The sequence below is a fragment of the Hyunsoonleella aestuarii genome (assembly GCF_006148925.1).
GTDB classification, from domain to species: Bacteria; Bacteroidota; Bacteroidia; order Flavobacteriales; family Flavobacteriaceae; genus Algibacter_D; species Algibacter_D aestuarii.
Map to the genome: position 1 here is coordinate 593,522 of NZ_VAWB01000001.1, position 20,092 is coordinate 613,613.

The 20,092-nt window shown below is 33.9% G+C and carries 17 protein-coding genes; 5 read left to right on the top strand and 12 right to left on the bottom strand.

Annotated features, from left to right (window positions below):
* Positions 1-7: 7 nt before the first annotated feature.
* The 3 genes from FEF17_RS02885 to FEF17_RS02895 form a co-directional block, all read right to left on the bottom strand.
* A complete protein-coding gene (locus FEF17_RS02885; protein WP_139000865.1) occupies positions 8-3,466 on the bottom strand; it encodes a PPi-type phosphoenolpyruvate carboxykinase family protein in 3,459 nt (1,152 codons plus the stop codon).
* Between the two features lie 138 nt (positions 3,467-3,604).
* Positions 3,605-4,783: an acyl-CoA dehydrogenase family protein gene (locus tag FEF17_RS02890; protein ID WP_139000866.1), complete on the bottom strand. Its 1,179-nt coding sequence runs from the start codon at positions 4,781-4,783 to the stop codon at positions 3,605-3,607.
* A gap of 130 nt (positions 4,784-4,913) precedes the next feature.
* Positions 4,914-6,002 carry an SRPBCC family protein gene (locus FEF17_RS02895; RefSeq protein WP_139000867.1) on the bottom strand — a complete coding sequence of 363 codons (1,089 nt, stop codon included), beginning with the start codon at positions 6,000-6,002 and terminating at the stop codon, positions 4,914-4,916.
* A gap of 74 nt (positions 6,003-6,076) precedes the next feature.
* Between FEF17_RS02895 and FEF17_RS02900 the strand changes: the two genes are divergently transcribed.
* Positions 6,077-7,384 carry an amino acid permease gene (locus FEF17_RS02900; RefSeq protein WP_139000868.1) on the top strand — a complete coding sequence of 436 codons (1,308 nt, stop codon included), beginning with the start codon at positions 6,077-6,079 and terminating at the stop codon, positions 7,382-7,384.
* On the top strand, positions 7,385-8,263 hold the full coding sequence (locus tag FEF17_RS02905) for a dimethylarginine dimethylaminohydrolase family protein (RefSeq protein ID WP_139000869.1): 879 nt from the start codon (positions 7,385-7,387) through the stop codon (positions 8,261-8,263).
* On the opposite strand, the gene FEF17_RS02910 is transcribed toward FEF17_RS02905, so the two are convergent.
* From FEF17_RS02910 to leuS, 7 genes are all read right to left on the bottom strand, one after another.
* Positions 8,264-8,923 carry a tRNA1(Val) (adenine(37)-N6)-methyltransferase gene (locus tag FEF17_RS02910; protein WP_139000870.1) on the bottom strand — a complete coding sequence of 220 codons (660 nt, stop codon included), beginning with the start codon at positions 8,921-8,923 and terminating at the stop codon, positions 8,264-8,266.
* Between the two features lie 59 nt (positions 8,924-8,982).
* Positions 8,983-9,513 carry a ribosome maturation factor RimM gene (gene rimM / locus FEF17_RS02915; RefSeq protein ID WP_139000871.1) on the bottom strand — a complete coding sequence of 177 codons (531 nt, stop codon included), beginning with the start codon at positions 9,511-9,513 and terminating at the stop codon, positions 8,983-8,985.
* Positions 9,514-9,524: 11 nt separating this feature from the next.
* Entirely contained in the window at positions 9,525-11,294 is a 1,770-nt protein-coding gene (locus FEF17_RS02920; protein WP_139000872.1) for a MutS-related protein, read from the bottom strand.
* A 75-nt stretch (positions 11,295-11,369) separates the two neighbouring features.
* Positions 11,370-12,065 (bottom strand): zinc metallopeptidase, encoded by a 696-nt coding sequence (locus FEF17_RS02925; protein WP_139000873.1) that lies wholly within the window; start codon positions 12,063-12,065, stop codon positions 11,370-11,372.
* Positions 12,066-12,145: 80 nt separating this feature from the next.
* Positions 12,146-12,397 (bottom strand): SemiSWEET family sugar transporter, encoded by a 252-nt coding sequence (locus FEF17_RS02930; RefSeq protein WP_139000874.1) that lies wholly within the window; start codon positions 12,395-12,397, stop codon positions 12,146-12,148.
* An 11-nt stretch (positions 12,398-12,408) separates the two neighbouring features.
* Entirely contained in the window at positions 12,409-12,714 is a 306-nt protein-coding gene (locus tag FEF17_RS02935) for a DUF6370 family protein (RefSeq protein WP_139000875.1), read from the bottom strand.
* 116 nt (positions 12,715-12,830) lie between these two features.
* Positions 12,831-15,644: a leucine--tRNA ligase gene (gene leuS / locus FEF17_RS02940; protein WP_139000876.1), complete on the bottom strand. Its 2,814-nt coding sequence runs from the start codon at positions 15,642-15,644 to the stop codon at positions 12,831-12,833.
* A gap of 129 nt (positions 15,645-15,773) precedes the next feature.
* Between leuS and FEF17_RS02945 the strand changes: the two genes are divergently transcribed.
* From FEF17_RS02945 to FEF17_RS02955, 3 genes are all read left to right on the top strand, one after another.
* On the top strand, positions 15,774-16,688 hold the full coding sequence (locus tag FEF17_RS02945) for a DMT family transporter (RefSeq protein WP_170180956.1): 915 nt from the start codon (positions 15,774-15,776) through the stop codon (positions 16,686-16,688).
* Between the two features lie 82 nt (positions 16,689-16,770).
* Complete coding sequence (locus FEF17_RS02950; RefSeq protein WP_139000878.1) at positions 16,771-17,649, top strand: cell division protein FtsX; 879 nt, start codon at positions 16,771-16,773, stop codon at positions 17,647-17,649.
* 67 nt (positions 17,650-17,716) lie between these two features.
* Positions 17,717-17,971: a DUF3098 domain-containing protein gene (locus tag FEF17_RS02955; protein WP_139000879.1), complete on the top strand. Its 255-nt coding sequence runs from the start codon at positions 17,717-17,719 to the stop codon at positions 17,969-17,971.
* On the opposite strand, the gene FEF17_RS02960 is transcribed toward FEF17_RS02955, so the two are convergent.
* Both FEF17_RS02960 and FEF17_RS02965 read right to left on the bottom strand, forming a co-directional pair.
* Positions 17,972-18,943, bottom strand: coding sequence for a type I phosphomannose isomerase catalytic subunit (locus tag FEF17_RS02960; RefSeq protein WP_139000880.1), 972 nt, complete (start codon positions 18,941-18,943; stop codon positions 17,972-17,974).
* Positions 18,944-18,958: 15 nt separating this feature from the next.
* The gene (locus FEF17_RS02965) at positions 18,959-20,080 is read right to left on the bottom strand and encodes a glycerate kinase (protein ID WP_139000881.1); all 1,122 of its coding nucleotides are present in this window, start codon (positions 20,078-20,080) and stop codon (positions 18,959-18,961) included.
* Positions 20,081-20,092 lie beyond the last annotated feature (12 nt).

Below are 20,092 nucleotides of genomic sequence, written 5' to 3' on the forward strand. Positions count from 1 at the left end.
AGCTAGATTAACTTGCTTTTTTATATAAAGGATCAACTCCAATAGTTCCCTCTAGACTTTTAAGGTAGTCTTTAGACTTAACATCTTCATAAGATTTCCTTACAGCTTTTAGTCGTTCTTTAATATTCATCTCAGAAACTAAAACCTTATTGTTAGGGTTTGCAATAAAATCCTCAAGGTACCCTATTTGAGCATCATAAAAACCAATGTCTTTTTGTTGTTTTAAAGCCAACCGGTCTTTATACCAATCACTATTTAAAACATAGTCTCTATCGAAAAACTTACGTAACTCAGGGTCGCTAATATCTTTACCTTCATAGTTATCGTAGGCCATAATGTGCAATAAGATTTTTAACGGTGGAATCGCAGCATCAATACTACCATCTTCAAAATAATTTAAAGCTACTTTTTGTTGTGCTTCTACAATATTATTGATACCGTCAACGTAGTCATCCATACCTTGAAGTTCTGGTTTTAACATGCGCTCACTAAATACAGCTGTCGGTTCATCAAAAATTCTATTTAAACAAAGTAAGTTGAATTTTTTTGTAATTCTATAACCTAATCTACTTGCTAACACTTTTTGTCCTTCGTATTCAAAGTCCTCTAATTTTTCTAAAGAGTCATTGGCAATTAAGTTTTGAGGATCTCTATCTTCAGGAGCCATTCTAGCCCAAATTTCTGGAATTAATAAACTCACATCATGGTCTATTTTATTTTCTGCGCCTATATAACCTGCTGCAGTACTAAAACCATTTGATTCTGTTAGAATATGCGATAATAAAGCATTGTTTAAATCTGTTGTCGGTGTTAACATATTAAATGGTGCTTTCGTAAGTGCGCCCTCAGAACCAGCACCTGTAGTGGACGGTGATTTACCAGTTAAACTACAAATAAAATCCATAAACAATTCTGGTGTTTCCTGATAATGAATCGGGTTGTATACCGCCAATGGTCTAATACCTGCTTTTTTATCAACGGGATTGTTTCTTCTACCTGGTAAGACAGCGTTTACAGTATGAATTACTGGATCCTCGAGCTTGATTTTTCTTTTTAAGCGTACCCCCATATCCGAAATATAAGATGCTTCAGTTTCATTATAAAACCTGTTAGGTTCTAAATAACGTGGGTTTTTGGTAGGTAAACCATCTTCGATAATTCTTGGGTGAGATGGCAATACAAACTGAATATCCTCATCCTCACTATTTATAATTTCCTTTATAAAATCCTGAACAGGCTGAGTGTACTTGTCAAAATTAATTGTGTCTTCGTATATTTCAATAGCATCTTTTTTAGTCAACATTTCATAGTTGGTCAAGAATCTACCATCTGAAATAATATCTAATTCTGCACCCTTATCATAACCTCTTACAATCGCTTCATCTGGTCTTTGGAAAAGGTGAGCCTCACAGTTTGTTAGAACTTTTACACTTTGATTTGTGTACTCTGGGTTTAAATCTTTAAACTTATTCCTTGGAAGTGTAATGGATGCTGAAATATCATCTTCAGTTTGAATCTTTTCACTAGCCGAGAAATCAGAACGCAACTTATTAAGCATCCAATTCCCTTTTTGGTTGAAACCAATACGCACATAGCTACCTACAACAGGATTGTTATTATATAATAATGAAGTTCCTTTAACACCATTTATTATGTCCACAGACATCAAGTCTTTCCAATTGAGGTTAGCACCATGCGCTTGTCTAAATAAGCGTTTTACAAATAACACTAACGAGCGAATATGTACCGGGATGTTTTCTAACCACTCATTGAACTCATCTGAATTTTCTTCAGAAGGTGTTAAAAGTTTTACAACAGATCCTAATGTTCTTTTTTCACTTAAAAATGATCTTGATTTTGGTCTATTAGGGTCTTTTACTTTCCATCTTGTGGAATAATTAAATTCAATAATTTCATCAGCCTTCTTGAAATCCTCCTCTATGTTGTGAATGTTAAACCTACCATAGGTTATAGCATTTTGCATAGATTTAGAAATCTCCGATTTCCCTCCACCAGAAACGGTACATGGTTTATGGCAAAATACACCTTCTGGATAGGTTTCTACAATACGCCATAGGTCGATAGATTTATGTTTTTCTAACCTTAGTTTGTTTCCTGACGGATGAACGTAAGTTTTAAAAGGCGATAACTTTAGTTTTTGTTCTTTACCTTTATAGTTCCAACTTATACTATTGGTGTTTGTGTTGAAATAAGACGATTCTGGTATGTAAACTATGTTAGGATATTTATTGTCTATTGCGTAGTTTTCAGGTTTCACGGTAATGCGGTTTCCTAACAAGGTTTTTACATCTTCAAAGGTATGGTCTAAACCATAATATTGGTTGTAGTCGTTACAATTTACTGTGTCGCCCATCACCCTTCTAGCGTAAGCTATGGCGCCACCAGCATGCTCTTCTTCCAACATTCCGTATAGATTTGCAGAGTAGCTAATCTGGGTCTTGATTTCCTTTTTAGAGTAACCGTAATAGTTGTCGGCAATTAATGTAACCACAACACCACTTTCATCTCTGCAAGTAATTTTAAAAGCACCTCCATCATTATACAGCTCGTTTTCTTCTATCCAACACATGCCATCCTTTTTCTGGCGATCTGTGGCGTTGTCAAAATGAGGAAGACCTACATCTTTCTTTTTAAGTTTTAATAATTGTGGGGCAAGAATAATACAACCTGTATGACCAGTCCAGCGCTCTGGGTTTAGAGCTGAATCGTTATGAGCTAAATTAGGATTTCCTGCATTTCCAAAAATATTTTCAACAAAATCTAGATTACTTACCAAAGAGCCTGGGGCAAAAAATCTCACTTCTAATCTTTTTTCGGAAATAACACCTTTTACCTCTGGGCAAACCACTGGTCTTAAAAGCATAGAAACCATGGTTAAGGCTTTCTTTTCTTGATTAGAGGTAAACGGAAGCGTGTTTAATTCAGCAGATGGCTTAAAAGCTTCATTTATAAAGTGAGCCAAAACTACTTTTGGCACTTCTTTTTTGTCTAAAGGAACAGGTAACGGACCTTCAACGATATGGAATGTTCCTTTCGTAGTTCTTTTATCATGCAAAGGGTTGTTTAATATCCCTTGTTTTAGTCGTTTGGAGTTTACTAAATCACTTTCAAAGGAGTTACCATCTGGTGGCAAACTCGCTTCCCTCGCTTGTCCCTTTTTAGAAAGAATCAAAGTGTTGTTTGGTAACTTATAAGATTTATCAACGGATATATCTTTCAAATAACGATCTATAAAATTTTGAATTCGAGCGTCAGCAGGCGCTAAATGGTCTGCCAATAGACGTGACTTTTCTCTAAGACCCATTATTAATGGTCGTGTGGTTTTTTCAAATTCAGGATCACAAAACTTTTCCTTGCTATCTAATTTATCTTTAAAGGTTGGTTGTCCTAAGGCTGCCAGTTGCAGATTGGTGAACTGAATAATATCTTTCCTTGATGTTTTCATGACATTTTGCTTGAATTTAGTTGAATAATTCTTTAGCAAAACTAAAACACGAACTTTGGAAAAAAGCTGTCAAAAGTCATGTTAGCATAAGAAAAACTACGATAACGTTATAGTTTAGAACCTTGTTAAAGAAAAAAATTACTTGAAGGCATTGAGCCCTGTAATATCCAATCCCGTAATTAATAAATGAATATCGTGAGTGCCTTCATAAGTGATGACACTTTCTAAATTCATAGAATGACGCATAATCGAATACTCGCCTGTTATTCCCATGCCTCCTAACATTTGTCGTGCTTCCCTAGCTATATTGATAGCCATATCCACATTATTGCGTTTTGCCATTGAGATTTGAGCGGAAGTTGCTTTCCCATGATTACGTAACACACCTAAACGCCATGTTAATAATTGTGCTTTAGTGATTTCGGTAATCATTTCGGCTAGTTTTTTTTGTTGCAATTGAAATTGTCCTATAGGTTTTCCAAATTGCATGCGCTCTTTGCTATATCTAAGTGCTGTATCATAACAATCCATAGCAGCGCCAATAGCTCCCCAGGCGATACCATACCTTGCCGAATCCAAGCAACCTAAAGGCGCTCCTAAACCAGATTTGTTAGGTAATAAATTTTCTTTTGGAACTTTAACATTATCAAAAATAAGCTCTCCTGTTGCAGATGCTCTTAACGACCATTTGTTATGTGTTTCTGGTGTTGTAAACCCTTCCATACCACGCTCAACAATAAGCCCATGAATCCTTCCGGTTTCATCTTTCGCCCAAACAATAGCAACCTGTGCAAAAGGCGCATTGCTAATCCACATTTTAGCGCCATTTAATAAATAGTGGTCTCCTTTGTCTTTAAAGTTAGTAACCATGCCTCCTGGGTTACTGCCATGGTCTGGTTCGGTTAAACCAAAACAACCAATCCATTCTCCACTTGCTAGTTTTGGTAAGTATTTTTGACGTTGTTCTTCATTACCATACTTCCAAATAGGGTACATTACCAACGACGACTGCACCGAGGCTGTACTTCTCACTCCAGAATCGCCTCTTTCAATCTCTTGCATGATTAAACCATAAGAAATCTGGTCTAACCCAGCTCCTCCATATTCCATAGGGATATAAGGGCCAAAAGCTCCTATTTCTGCTAAACCATTTATAATCTGAGTTGGAAATTCTGCTTTTTGGGCATATTCTTCTATAATTGGAGAAACTTCCCGTTTTACCCATTCGCGAGCAGCATCTCTAACTAATTTATGCTCGTCGGTTAGCAGTTCGTCAAGGTTGTAATAATCTGGTGCTTCAAATAAGTCTGGTTTCATAAAGACTCGGTTTTAATGTAATTTAGAATAAGATTATCAATAAAAACATTACTTTTTTGATAATTCAATATTTTTAACTCTTCAAATTTAACTAAAGCAACTGAATCAATAAGTTTTTTTTTAGAGAATTTTAAAGATTTAGAAACCGTGCAAGTAAACTATGAAAATGATGAACTCCTTGCTCTCTCTTAGGTGAATATCGCCCAGATTTATAGAATGCTGAATTAACTCCTTTTTGAACATTCTCTACAATTTCTTCATCTTCTTTTTCTACTTTTTCCAAGCCACTGCCTGCACCTTGTTCTAATTTTGAAGTATTAAGAACATACGAAACAAATGAAACCTTTGTTTTATTGAGCCCTAGCGGTTGAACAATATTTAGCGACAACCCCCAAGGGTAAAAATTAAACATCATATTAGGGAATACCCAATAATAATAAGCTGCTACATTTTTACCATAATCTATATGGTCTTCTGGTAAATTGAACGTATTGGTTGCTTCATCAGAATATCCAATTTGTAGGTTACAATATTCGTAAGTTTCTGTTTTATAACTGCCATAATCTAGTACAGCATCCAAATCGTTATGCACAAATGGTACGTGGAATCCTTCTAAATAATTATCACAATACAAAGCCCAATGTGCATTTACAACAAAGTCTTTGTTTAATGTTTCGTCTAATAAAAAATTATCAAAAGGAAGAAACCCTATGCGTTCATTCATTTTATCAATTACTTGTTGAAAATTGAACATTGGATTTAACCCAACAAATAATAAGCTTCCCCATTTTATTATTGGGAATTCATATAAATTATCACATGGCTTTGGAAAATTAAGTACCTCTTTAAATTCTGGCATAAATTCAAATTCACCTTTAAGATTAAATCTTCTACCATGATAACCACAGGTTAGTTTTTTTGTTTTTCCAGATTCTAAGACTACTAGATTACCTCGATGTGTACAAACATTTGAAAGACAATTAATTTTATCACCCCCATCTCTTGTTAATAATAATGGCTCAGATAGATAATTATCTAATAAGATAAAAGGATAAACAGACATAGTTTCATCCAACAAACTTTGATCACCTATAAACTGCCAAGATTTAAGAAACACATTCTCTTTTAAAGATTCAAAAGTATTTTCGTCTTTATAAAAAATAGCAGGAAGTGTTTCAGCTTTTCTAATATCTGAATCAATAGTGTATTTCTTTATCATAAATATTATAATTGTAAATTCGCTTTTCGTCCCTAATTTACTCAATTAATATTTACCGCTTTTAAAACCACTAAATGAATTCTAAGACACAAAAAATTGGATTAATTACAACAACTTCATTAGTTGTTGGAAACATGATAGGTGTAGGTATTTTTGTGCTCCCAGCAGCTTTAGCTAAATATGGAAGCATTAGTCTTTTAGGATGGATATTTACAGCAATTGGAGCAATAATACTTGCCAAAATATTTAGCAATTTTAGTAAAATAATTGTTAGCAAAAGTGGTGGGCCATACGCTTATGCTAGAGCTGGATTTGGAGATTTTATTGGATTTTTGATGGCTTGGGGATATTGGGTTTCATGTTGGGTTGGTAATGGAGGGATTGCTATTGCTATAGTAGGTGCATTAAGTTTCTTTTTTCCGGTTTTAGAAACACATTCTATATACCAAGTAAGTATTGGTTTAGCATTAATATGGATTTTTACATGGGTAAATTCAAGAGGAATTAAAGAATCTGGTAGAGTACAAGTTGTAACAACAGTATTAAAAATTTTACCATTAGCATTTGTAATTATAGTAGGTTTCTTCGTTTTTAAACTTGAAAATTTCCCAGCTTTCAACTTAACTGGTGAAAGTGATTTTTCTACGATACCTGTGGTTGGTGCTTTAACTTTGTATGCCTTTTTAGGTATTGAATGTGCTACTATTCCTGCTGCTAATGTTGAAAATCCAGAGGTAACAGTACCTAAAGCGACAATGATAGGTACAATTTTAACAGCTATAATTTATATATTAAGCACCATTGTTTTGTTTGGAATATTACCAATGAATGTCTTACAAAATTCTGCAGCTCCTTTTGCTGAAGCCGCTAAATTAATAGCTGGTGATTTTGGAGGCTACTTTGTTGCTGTTGGGGTTATAATATCTGGTTTAGGGGTCTTAAACGGTTGGGTTCTAGTTACAGGACAATTACCAATGGCAACGGCAAAAGATAATTTATTTCCTAGGCTTTTTAAAAAGGAAAATAAAAAGGGAGCACCAGTAATAAGTTTAGTTGTTGGCAGTGTATTGTCTTCTCTGGTAATGCTTATGAATTTTACTGAAGGACTAGTAGATCAGTTTCAAATAATTGTAGAGGTGGTTGTATTTGTTGCTTTAATGCCTTATTTGTTTACAGCTGCTGCCTATATTCTAGTAATCATTGAAAAAAAGCTTCACGCAAACAGTTGGGTAAAGACTTTAGTATTAGGAGGTTTAGGTATGGCCTTTTCTACTTGGGCCATTTACGGTACTGGTTCAGAAACTGTATTCTATGGATTTTTATTATTAATGTCTGGGATTCCATTCTATATTTTAATGCAATGGAATAAACGTGAAAAATAAATGGGAACTACGTACCATTCAGAATACAAAAAGCTAGAATCTGTATTTATTAAACCAGCAATAAATGCCTTTATATCAGATGTTAATTTAGGAAATCAATGGCAGAAACTAAATTATTTGTCTTGTCCAGATTTTAAAAAGGGATTAGCAGAATATTACCTATTCCAGAAATATCTATTAGCTAATAATGTAAAAGTTGAGCAATTTCCAATCAATGAAAATGTCCAGATTGATTCAATTTATTGTAGAGATGCATCCATTGCCACAAATTTTGGTATGATTATTTGTTATATGGGAAAAGACGAACGTATAAATGAACCGCAATCACATCTAGAAATTTATAAGGAGCATAGTATTCCTATATTAGGTATTATTGAAGCCCCAGGAACTTTAGAAGGAGGAGACATTGCTTGGTTAGATGAAAAAACTTTAGCGGTTGGTCATACGTACAGAACTAACCATGAAGGCATCGCTCAACTCAAAGCACTTATTGAACCTAAGGGTGTGCGTGTTATTGTTGCTGAGTTACCACATTATAAAGGTAAAAACGATGTCTTTCATTTAATGAGTATTTTAAGCCCTGTAGATAAAGATTTAGCTGTTGTATATTCTCCTCTTATGCCAATTAAATTTAGAAATGAGCTTATTAAAAGAGGTTATGAATTGATTGAAGTTCCTGATGAAGAATTTGAATCTATGGGTTGTAATGTATTGGCAATTGCACCACGAAAATGTATTATGGTTAATGGCAATCCAAAAACTCAAAAATCATTAGAATTAGCGGGATGCGAAGTAACTGCGTATAAAGGTGAAGAGATCAGTATTAAAGGTGGTGGTGGTCCAACCTGTTTAACAAGGCCGTTAAAAAGATCTTATTAGCTACATTTTCAAATAGAAATCTTTCGTTAAATAGATGTAATCTTGAGTGTATTGATGTCTTTGTGTTTCAATAATTAATTCATTTGTTTCAACATCTTCTTTATTATAAGTACACTCAATTAAGCTTCGTTTTATTTCTGAAGTTGGTTGTCCTTTTACGCGTAATATTCTGCTTGGAAATAGCTCAAATTGCGATGCTATTTGTAAAAATTTTTCTTCTTCACTAAAAGGAATTACCGCTGAAAAAACACCATCATTAGATAGTAATTTTGAAACGCTATATAACAGATGCTCAAAAGGCAACGCTTCTTGAAATCGGGCTAAATCACGTTGCTCGTTATCAGTTTTGTAATCTTCACTATAAAAAGGCGGATTGGAAATTATGAGGTCGTATTTATCGTCAATCTCATTTACAAATTCGTCTAAAGAAACGTGATAACAGAAGAGCCTATCTCCCCACGGAGATTGTTCAAAATTCTCAACACATTGCTCAAAAGCATTATCATCAATTTCAACAGCATCAATAATTTCTGCTCGAGATCTTTGGGCTAACATCAATGACAAAATACCAGTACCTGCACCAATATCCAAAACTGAAAAAGGATTAATATTTAAAGATGCCCAAGCACCTAACAGAACACTATCGGTACCTATTTTCATCGCACATCGATCTTGCTTAACAGTAAACTCTTTAAACTTAAAAGGTTTTATGGACACGACTATTCTTCTATATATAAATCAATTAATCCCTCAGGTGTTTCAACAACAATAGTCTTATTATCTCGATCGACTTTTACAATAAACTCGTCATTCATGGGGATTAATATTTCTACACCATTTCTATCAATCTCAAAAAGTGATTGTGCGGTAGCATCATTTATAGCTTTAATCACGCCAACCTTTCCGAAATTAACATCCTCAATTTCAAAACCAATTACCTCATGAAAATAGAACTTGTCACCTTCTAGCTTTGGCAATAAATCTAGTGGTAAATACAATCCACTCTTCATTATGGCATCCGCATCTCCTTCTGTGTCTACATCCTCAAATTTAATGCGCAATAATTCCGATTTATGTAATTGAGAATGTTCTACAAAAAAAGGCACCAAGTTATTTCTTAGCTCCAAAAAAATCGCATCTAGGTGTTCGTATAGCTCAGGTTGGTCGGTGTCTAATTTCGCAAGCACTTCTCCTTTAAAACTATATTTCTTTACAATTTTACCTAAGTAAAAACAGTCTTCTTTTTTCACGTATTCAAATTTTAAACAATATCCATTTTTTTGAGTAAAAATGAGGCATTCATGTTTTTACAAACACCTTGCTTTAATTTATAATCAAAATGAAGTTCATCATTAATAATTTCGGCATCAAAGTAATAATTTTTCACATCATCAAGTTCTTTTTCTATCTCACACAAACTTAGATCATGTGTTGCAATTATTCCAGTAGCATTAGACGCCACCAGCTTTTCAATAAATTTTCTTGAACCAATCGCTTTGTCGGTACTGTTCGTGCCTTTCAAAATTTCATCTAAAACAATAAAATAAGGTTCCTCATTAATAGCATCCACAATATATTTAAGTCGTTTTAACTCTGAAAAGAAATACGAGCTGTCATCGGTTAAAGAATCTGTAGTACGCATACTTGTTATTAATTTAACTGGCGAATATTTACTCTTTTTAGCACAAATTGGCAAGCCTACATTTGCCATTACAATATGCAATGACACCGTTCTTAAAAACGTACTCTTACCAGCCATATTAGCACCTGTAACAATAAAAAATTGTTCTTCGTTTATGTTTAAATCACTCGTTACTCGTTTGGTTTTTTCCAATAAGGGATGTCCAAGATTTTCAGCTTTTATTACTGTCCCGCTTTTCTCAATCTTAGGAAAAACAAAGTCTGGGTGATTAAACACATAATTTCCTAAGGTATTATACGCGTCGAAAAAAGTGACTACTTCAAACCAATCGGATACTTTATCCGAATATTTTGAAATCCACTGTTCTATTTTAAAACTGTATTTTATATCGGTTAAAAAAAGTCCGTTTCCAAAAATGGCTCCAATTAAATTATTCCGATTATCTAGTGCATCCATAGATCTAGCAAACTGTTTAAAAATAGTGGATGCTTTTACGTCTCCTAATTGTATTTGCTTTTGTTTACCAATGAGCAACTCAGACGAAAACGATTCATTTTCAATAAGATCCAATAAATTGGCATATTGTCTAAAAGTATCTCGAACTCTATCGGTATTTGAGGCTAAATTGTTCATTTTTTTAATAAATATTCCTGTTATGGCTAATCCCAGAAGTAACCAATAACCAATTAAGGCATGCATCGTAATCACCGCTAAAATTGTAAGCGCAAAAACTGTTACAGAAACAACACTAAACACCAAAGGCACCCAGGACATCTTTGGAGATAAAAATGATTTATGATGCTTCAACCAATTTATAATCTGTTTAGCAGGAGTCTCAACTTCAACTAAATTAGAAGTAGCCATATAATATTGACGCCATTGTGGTTTGGATGCCAATTCTTTTATAACCTCTTGCCTGAGTTCTATATCTTCAATATTATTAGCTTTTAAAGCTTCAGCTAAAACTACAGTTCCATCTTTAATGGTTGTTCGGTTTATAAACTGAAAAAAAGAACCACGACCAAACAAATCAATGTCTAATGCATAAAAATGATTAGAATCTTGAAATTGCAATCCTTTATCTCTTTCGTGAAAATCTCCAGAAGCTATTTCTATTTCATCGTTATTAATAGCCACCAAGGCTTTATGGAATACATGTTTACCTTTAATGTCTGTGTGTTTGGATAATAAATAAATGAATACCGAAATACCAGTAATAGCAAACAGTAAAGCAACCTGCCAATAATTGATTAGCATATAAAAACCAAACCCCGTAGCAACAAACACAATTAAACGAAGCGCGCTCAACAAAGTCATCTTTTTAAAAAGACGTTGTGCTTCCAATTGATACTTATCTAAATGCTTATGGTAATATTCGATGAAATTCATGCCAAAATTGATTGAGTAAAGAAACAAAAAAGCCCTGAAATACTTCAGAGCTTTAATGCTTAATGCTTTGATTTATTAATCGCGTCCACCAAAAATTTGAAGCGCCCAATACAATAGGTTAGCTAACGCTCCAATCGCAGCAACCAAATACGTTCTCGCAGCCCATTTCAAAGCGTCTTCGGAACCTTTATATTCTTCTTGGGAAACCATATTCTTGTTTTTCAACCAAGCCAAAGCACGATTACTCGCATCATACTCCACAGGTAAGGTTATAAAACTAAATAAAGTTGCAAACCCCATAAAAACAACGCCTAAAACAGCAACCCACCAGCCTAAACCTAAACCAGCGGCACCACCTAAGATTAATCCACCAATAATTAGCCATTGTGACATACCAGAAGTAACACTTACCATAGGCACTAAGGTAGATCGCATTTGTAACCAACTGTAAGCTTGAGCGTGTTGAACTGCATGACCACATTCGTGTGCCGCAACTGCGGCAGAAGCAGCATTTCGCTGATTATAAACGGCTTCACTTAAATTAACTGTTTTATTTTTGGGGTTGTAATGATCTGTTAAACGTCCTGGAGTTGAAATAACCTCAACATCGTATATTCCATGATCTGAAAGCATTTTTTCAGCTATTTCTCGCCCACTCATTCCATTACGCAACTGTGTTTTTGAGTATTTATCGAATTTACGTTTTAGTTGATTACTTACTAACCAACTTACTAAAGCTATTCCTCCAATTAATATATAATATCCAAACATGTTTTTTAATTTTATTTCTCAAATAAAGATAGCAATAATTGCACCATTTATTAAGCGTGAAAGTTTGTCAGTCGCTTTAATTATTTCTTCGAGTATTTCATTTTGAAATATAACAACAGAAACGAAGAAATAGCGGTTATAGTATTTGCAAAAATCATGGAAGGGCTTTTCATTAAAATACCATAGACCAACCAACCCACAATGCCTATAAAAAATATTAATAGCATCGACAAGGACAGTCCCGATACGTCTTTTGTCTTCCAAGTTTTATAAACCTGAGGCAAAAAAGCCCCGGTGGTTAAAATGGCAGCAGCAAAGCCAATTATTTCCATATTTTATCGGATTAATCTAATAATTCAACTGAACTAACTTTGAATCGCCCTCCTTGTAAATTACCATTTACCTCAGCTTTTCTAATTACTTCACAAAATCCAGTTTTTTCATCATGGGCATCACCAAAATCGTCAATATCTGGACCATCAACGAAGTAAGAGTCACCATTAATTCGAACTGCTAAATTACAGCCTTTTTTAGAGGTAAGTCCAAACTGACATTGACCACAAGACATTTCCACAATTTGTTTTTGTATTTTCTTATTCTGACATGTAAAACCTAAAAACATAGCCAAAATTATAATTATTCTTTTCATATTTTTATATTTTAAAAAGTGATATAAACGCAAAATTTTTAATGAAAAATTGTGGCTGACTTTTAAACGGAATCTTATTTCAACAGATTCGCATGTCGCTCCTCCTCAGAATGACATTAACCAACTATATTTACAATCTTTCCCGGAACAACGATTACTTTTTTTGGTGCTCTGCCCGCCAATTGCTCCTGTGTTTTTTCGTTATCTAGAACTGCCTTTTCTATGTCTTCTTTACTCAAATTTAGCGGTAATTCCATAGTAAAGCGCATTTTACCATTAAAAGAAATCGGGTAATTCTTTGTGCTTTCTACTAAATGACTTTCATCAAACTCTGGAAATGGTGCTGTTGAAATGGACTCGCTATTTCCTAACTGGCTCCATAATTCTTCTGAAATATGCGGTGCGTAAGGTGAAATTAAAATTAATAGTGGCTCTAATATCTCGTTAGATGTGCATTTTTGAGATGTTAACTCGTTAACAGCAATCATAAACGTAGACACCGATGTATTAAAAGAGAAATTCTCTATATCTTCTTGAACCTTTTTGATGGTTTTGTGAAGCGTTTTTAAGCTATCTTTTGTTGGGTTTACATTAGTTACTTTAACTCCATTGTCATCAAAATACAATTTCCATAATTTCTTTAAGAAACCATGAACTCCTGTAATACCAGCTGTATTCCAAGGCTTATACTGCTCTAATGGCCCTAAAAACATTTCATAAAGGCGTAAACTGTCTGCCCCGTATCGTTCACAAATATTATCTGGGTTTACTACGTTGTATTTGGATTTGGACATTTTTTCAACGTCTCTACCAACCTTGTAAACACCTTCTTCTAAAACAAATTCAGCATCCATAAATTCAGGACGCCATTTTTTAAAAGCTTCAATATCTAGTTCATCAGAAGAGTTTATAAAAGATACATCAGCATGAATAGGTTGCACCTCTAAATCACCAATCAATCCCATAGACAAGAATTTATTCTCACCCTCAACACGATAAACAAATGCACTGGTCCCCAAAATCATTCCCTGATTTATCAGTTTTTTAGCGTACTCGTCATGATTCACATAACCTTTATCAAACATAAACTTTTGCCAGAAACGAGAGTACAATAAGTGCCCCGTAGCATGTTCTGAACCACCTATGTATAAATCTACTTGTTGCCAATAATCAATAGCCTCTTTTGAGAAGATAGCATCTTCATTATTTGGATCCATGTATCGATTAAAATACTGAGAACTTCCTGCCCACCCTGGCATGGTATTTAACTCTAATGGAAAAACATTTTCATTATCGATTAAATTATTTGAGACTACTTCCGCCTTGAGGCGGTCCCAGGCCCAAACCGTAGCGTTTCCTAGAGGCGGTTCGCCGGTTTCGGTTGGTAAATATTTTTCTACTTCTGGTAATTCAATTGGTAAATGTTCGGTGTCTATCATTTGTGGCAAGCCATTCACATAATACACTGGAAATGGTTCTCCCCAATAGCGCTGACGGCTAAAAACCGCATCGCGTAAACGGTAATTGGTTTTTCCTTCACCTTGACCTATTTGTTCTAATTCATAAATGGCACGTTTAGTGGCTTTTTTATAATTCAGTCCATTTAAGAAATCACTATTCGCAATGATGGTTTTTTCTTTGTCAGCAAAGGCTTCTTCCGAAATATCAACGCCATCAAAAATATTAGGAATTGGAATATCAAAATGTTTTGCAAAATCGTAATCGCGTTGATCACCACATGGCACCGACATCACTGCTCCTGTTCCATAGCCAGCTAACACATAATCGCCAATCCAAATAGGAATCGGTTCTTTTGTAAACGGATGTTCTGCGTACGCGCCAGTAAATGCTCCAGTAATGGTTTTAACATCTGCCATTCTATCGCGTTCACTGCGCTTTGCAGTAGCCTCTATATAAGCTTCAACTTCAGATTTTTGTTCTGTTGTTGTAATTTTAGACACTAGGTCGTGCTCTGGCGCCAAAGTCATAAAACTCACTCCAAAAATGGTATCAGGTCTAGTTGTAAAAACGTCAATAAAAGCCTCGTGGTTGTTTACATTAAATGTAACAGAAGCCCCAACCGATTTTCCAATCCAGTTGCGTTGGCTTTCTTTTAAAGAATCTGTCCAATCAATAGTATCTAAACCTTGAAGTAACCTTTCTGCATAAGCCGAAATACGCATACTCCATTGCGTCATTTTTTTACGTATTACAGGATGCCCTCCGCGTTCTGATACACCATTAACAATTTCATCATTTGCCAAAACTGTTCCCAATGCAGGGCACCAGTTTACTTCCGTTTCGGCTAAATAGGTTAATCTATATTGTAGTAATATTTTTTGTTGCTCTTCTGATGTGAAACTATTCCAATCTTCAGCTATAAACACTTCAACATCATCATCACAGACTGCCTTAACATTAAAATTGCCCTCAGTCTCAAAAACTTTTATTAATTCTGAAATATCTTCAGCTTTACCCGAATCATTATTAAACCAAGAATTGAATAATTGAATGAAAACCCACTGCGTCCATTTATAATACTTTGGATCACTCGTGCGTACTTCGCGAGACCAATCGAATGAAAACCCTATTTGATCTAGCTGGCGGCGGTATGTTTTTATATTTTCTGCTGTCGTTATAGCTGGGTGCTGTCCCGTTTGAATCGCATACTGCTCCGCGGGAAGCCCAAAACTGTCATACCCTTGAGGATGCAAGACATTAAACCCTTGGTGACGTTTATAACGAGCATAAATATCGGAAGCAATATAACCTAATGGATGTCCTACATGTAAACCTGCCCCACTTGGATAAGGAAACATATCTAAAACATAATATTTTGGTTTATCGCTATTATTTTCAGCTTTAAAAGTTTGATTCTCCGCCCAATACTTTTGCCATTTGGCTTCAATTTCGTTGAAATTGTATCTCATCCGTTCTTGTCCCTTTTAATAAAAGCGCAAATTTACGGTTTATAAATCAACTTAAAAACCTTTTATTTACTAAAAGAAATAGGGCATTTGACAATATAAATTTACTTTTGATATCTTAAAACCATATTGTTGAATTCAAATATTTACAAGGCTCATGTTGCTCTTCTTGGAGCTAACTTAATTTACGGCGCCAATTATATTATTGCAAAAGGAATTATGCCGGAAAAAATTAATCCAAACGCATTTGTTTTTATGCGTTTAGCATGTTGTGTTATTCTGTTTTGGTTTATTAAATTTTTGTTCATCAAAGAAAAAGTTGAACAAAAAGATTTTTTGAGAATAGCTCTTTGTGGGCTGCTTGGGGCAGCAGCAAATATGTTGTTTTTCTTTCATGGAATTAATTTAACATCGCCGGTGGATGCTTCAATTATTATGACTGTAACGCCAGTTATTGTTTTAATTTTTAGTTTTTTCATTCTTAAAGAGCCCATTACCAAAAACAAACTCCTAGGTATTATAATTGGCGGTATAGGAGCGCTAATTCTTATTCTCTATGGAAATAACTCCGCTGGAACAAGTTCTTTTCTTGGGAATTTATTTGTGTTTATAAATGCTACATGCTATGGCCTTTACCTTGTTATTGTAAAACCCTTAATGAAAAAATATAATGCCATAACTATTATTAGCTGGATGTTTTTATTCGGGCTAATGTTTGTAACTCCTTTCATTTTAAATGATTTTACAAAAACTAATTTTGAATATTTTACGACTAGTACTTATCTAGTTATTGGGTATGTTGTTTTGTTTACCACCTTTTTTGCATATTTATTCAATATTTACGCACTTAATTTTGTTTCTCCATCCGTAACGAGCAGCTATATTTATTTACAACCTGTAATTAGCTTTATTATGGTTGGGATTTATGCTTACATTTTTATGAAAGATAAATACGCACAGGATATTAATCTCATAAAAATATTAAGCTGTATTATGGTCATTATCGGAGTTTACATTATTAGCAAACCACCTAAGAAATTTGCTTAAACACAACAATATTGAAATGTTTTAGTTAATACAAGAGAGATTACATTTACTTTATTATTTTTACCTCAATAATCAAACTTTTATGAGCTCATCCTTTGAAAAACACCAAAAACGCAGATTAGTGTCTTCATACTTTTCGGTAGTTTTAAGTATTGCTTTAGTCTTGTTTTTGTTGGGTTTGTTAGGACTTTTGGTTCTTAACGCTAAAAAAGTTTCTGACCATTTTAAGGAACAGGTTGTTGTTACTATTTACTTAAAAGATTCTGCTAAGCAAGTTGAGACCAAACAACTTGAAAAAAGTTTAGCCATGTCTGATTATGTGAAATCGACCGAATATGTATCTAAAGAACAAGCGGCAGAATTTATGAAAGCAGAAAATGGAGAAGATTTCATGGATTTTGTAGGTTATAATCCGCTTCAGAATTCGATAGATGTGCATTTAAAAGCAGATTATGTAAATTCCGAGCAGCTTGAAAAGATTTCGACGGAAGCACTGAATAAGAACTTTGTTGATGAAGTATCTTATGACAACGACTTGGTTAATTTAATGAATGATAACGTTAAGAAAATAAGTTTCTGGGTGCTTTTTATTAGTTCCATATTTACTTTAATAGCTGTTTTATTAATTAACAGCTCCATTAGACTAGCTGTTTACTCGAAACGATTCACTATAAAAACCATGCAAATGGTAGGTGCTACCAAACAGTTTATTAGACGTCCCTTTGTATGGAAAAGTGTAAGACTTGGCATAATTGGTGCCGTATTAGCACTTATAGGCATGAGTTTTGTTTTATACTATCTAAATCGAACATTTCCTGAACTTGGTTTACTTAATAAGCCGATTTTAGTAATATTACTTTTTGCATTAGTTTTTGGATTAGGTATTTTAATAACTTGGATAAGTACACATTTTGCAACACAGCGCTTTTTGAATTTAAAAACGGATCAGCTTTATTATTAAAAACTATTAACACTATTTTTTAAATAAATATTTTAATTTGCACTAAATTATTTTGCAACAGCGTATTATGGGAGAAAAAAAACGTAAAGAAGCATCAAGACCTGCATTTGTTTTTGGAAAGAAAAACTATAAATGGATGTTTATAGGACTCACTTGTATTGCAATTGGTTTTATTTTAATGTCTGGTGGCGGAAGTGATGACCCTAATGTTTTTAATCCTGAAATATTTTCTTGGAGACGTATTCGTTTAGCACCTACATTAGTACTAATTGGTTTTGGTATTCAGATATATGCCATCTTATTGAATCCTGATAAGAAATAATTACAAATATATTTCTAAAAGTTTTGCTTTAGTCCCAACTAGCTTTAATTGATTGATTACGGCTGGAATTACTAAAGTTTCACCCATTTGAAGATTATAACTCGTATTGTTATAGTCAACTTCTAACTTGCCTTCAACACACATATAAATTACAAAGCTATCTATTTTAGAATAATCCATGTCCATTGTTTCTGAAATACTAATAATGTTAGTGTTAAAATATGGGGAGTGCACTAATTTAATTGAAACGTTATCCGATATAGAATATACTGTTCTGTAATCCTTGTAAGCATTATAATCAATAGCATCCATTGCCAATTCTGTATGAAGTTCTCTTTTTTCGCCAGTTTTGGCATCAACTCTATCATAATCATAAATTCGATATGTTATGTTAGACGTTTGTTGAATTTCAGCAAGTAACACCCCTGCTCCAATAGCGTGAACTCTGCCAGTTGGAATGTAAAATGTATCTCCTTTATCAACTTTTTCAATATTTAGAATTTCAGTTAAAGTTGAATCCTTAAGATGTGCCTGATAACTTTCCTTTTCTATTTTTTTACTAAAACCAACAATTAATTCAGCATTTTCTTGGGCTTGCAACACATACCACATTTCGTTTTTACCAAATGAATTATGACGTTGCTTAGCTAATTTATTACTGGGGTGAACTTGAATTGATAAAGGAGTTTTTGCATCAATAAACTTTATCAATAAAGGGAAATTATTTCCAAAACTCTTATAAACACTATTTCCAACAAAGTCACCTTTAAATTTCTTTATTAGTTGCTTTAAAGTCTGTCCTTCTAATGAGCCCTCAGCTACTTTGGTTTCATTGTCCTTGATATCTGAAACTTCCCAAGATTCGCCAATAGACTCTTCTTGGTAATTTTTATTTAAAACCGTTTTTAATTTATCCCCACCCCAAATGCGATAGCTATAAACTGGATTAAACCTTAAAGGATATAACTTCATAATATAATTTTCAATTTATATTTCTCTAGCAAAAACCCCAGCCATTACCTTTACATAATCATATCCATTTTTCATTGCATCTTCTAACCCTTTAGCATAATTCATTACCGCATCAGCGTAGTGAATTCCATAATCTTCTGGACTCTTCCCTTCTAAATCTATAGCACCACAAAATGTGGCCACTTGAATTTTTTTATTGTTTGCAGATTGAACTACGCCTTGTATAGTTTTACCAGACATAGTTTGTCTATCTAACTTTCCTTCCCCAGTAATAATCCAATCTGCATTTTGAATTTTATTATCAAAATTTGCTAAGTTTTTTATCAATTGTATACCTGGTTCTAAATTACCATCTAAAAATACTTTAGAGGCAATCCCCATTCCCCCGGCTGCACCAGCTCCAATAACAGATTGTGAATCAATATTGAAAACAACATTTAATAATTTTGAAAAGTCTCTAAGACCTTGATCCAATAATAAAATATCATCTGGTGTTGCTCCCTTTTGAGCACTGTAAATATGAGCTGCTCCATTTTCTCCATATAAGGGATTTGTAACATCACAGGCTATGCTAAAACTAACATCTTTTAGTTTTGAATTCACATTAGAAACATCAATCGTTTCAATACTCGATAAATTGGCTCCTATAGGTTTTACTTCTTTCTTTTTTCCATCTAAAAATTGATATCCTAAAGCTGATGCCATACCAATCCCACAATCGTTCGTTGCACTTCCACCAATTCCTAGAATAACTTTTAAAGCCCCTTTGTTAATGGCGTCAACAATCATTTCTCCAGTTCCAAAAGTTGTAGCATTTTTACAATCGAATTGTTCTTGTTTAAGAAGTTTTACTCCAGAGGCTTCCGCCATTTCAATGAAAGCCATTTTTAATTCTTTACTAAATAAATATGTGGCTTCGATAGGTTTAAAGAAAGGATTATTAACCATAACCTTCACTTCAATTCCATTTAAATAAAAATTAACTACTTCAATAGTTCCATCTCCACCGTCAGCTAAAGGTAGTTTCAAAACTTCAGCATCAGGTAAAATAGCCTTAACTCCTTCTTCTACGGCAGAGCAAAACTCTAAACCCGTCAAGGAGTTTTTAAACTTATCTGGAGCTAATACTAGTTTCATTTAAAAATTAAT

Bases quoted from the DNA above. Each gene is read 5' to 3' on its own strand.
- FEF17_RS02925 (WP_139000873.1), bottom strand. From the start codon at position 12,065: ATGTTTGGATATTATATATTAATTGGAGGAATAGCTTTAGTAAGTTGG.
- FEF17_RS02900 (WP_139000868.1), top strand. From the start codon at position 6,077: ATGAATTCTAAGACACAAAAAATTGGATTAATTACAACAACTTCATTA.
- FEF17_RS02930 (WP_139000874.1), bottom strand. From the start codon at position 12,397: ATGGAAATAATTGGCTTTGCTGCTGCCATTTTAACCACCGGGGCTTTT.
- FEF17_RS02885 (WP_139000865.1), bottom strand. From the start codon at position 3,466: ATGAAAACATCAAGGAAAGATATTATTCAGTTCACCAATCTGCAACTG.
- leuS (WP_139000876.1), bottom strand. From the start codon at position 15,644: ATGAGATACAATTTCAACGAAATTGAAGCCAAATGGCAAAAGTATTGG.
- FEF17_RS02935 (WP_139000875.1), bottom strand. From the start codon at position 12,714: ATGAAAAGAATAATTATAATTTTGGCTATGTTTTTAGGTTTTACATGT.
- FEF17_RS02950 (WP_139000878.1), top strand. From the start codon at position 16,771: ATGAGCTCATCCTTTGAAAAACACCAAAAACGCAGATTAGTGTCTTCA.
- FEF17_RS02960 (WP_139000880.1), bottom strand. From the start codon at position 18,943: ATGAAGTTATATCCTTTAAGGTTTAATCCAGTTTATAGCTATCGCATT.
- FEF17_RS02890 (WP_139000866.1), bottom strand. From the start codon at position 4,783: ATGAAACCAGACTTATTTGAAGCACCAGATTATTACAACCTTGACGAA.
- FEF17_RS02910 (WP_139000870.1), bottom strand. From the start codon at position 8,923: ATGAAAATAGGTACCGATAGTGTTCTGTTAGGTGCTTGGGCATCTTTA.
- FEF17_RS02920 (WP_139000872.1), bottom strand. From the start codon at position 11,294: ATGAATTTCATCGAATATTACCATAAGCATTTAGATAAGTATCAATTG.
- FEF17_RS02965 (WP_139000881.1), bottom strand. From the start codon at position 20,080: ATGAAACTAGTATTAGCTCCAGATAAGTTTAAAAACTCCTTGACGGGT.
- FEF17_RS02905 (WP_139000869.1), top strand. From the start codon at position 7,385: ATGGGAACTACGTACCATTCAGAATACAAAAAGCTAGAATCTGTATTT.
- FEF17_RS02895 (WP_139000867.1), bottom strand. From the start codon at position 6,002: ATGATAAAGAAATACACTATTGATTCAGATATTAGAAAAGCTGAAACA.
- FEF17_RS02955 (WP_139000879.1), top strand. From the start codon at position 17,717: ATGGGAGAAAAAAAACGTAAAGAAGCATCAAGACCTGCATTTGTTTTT.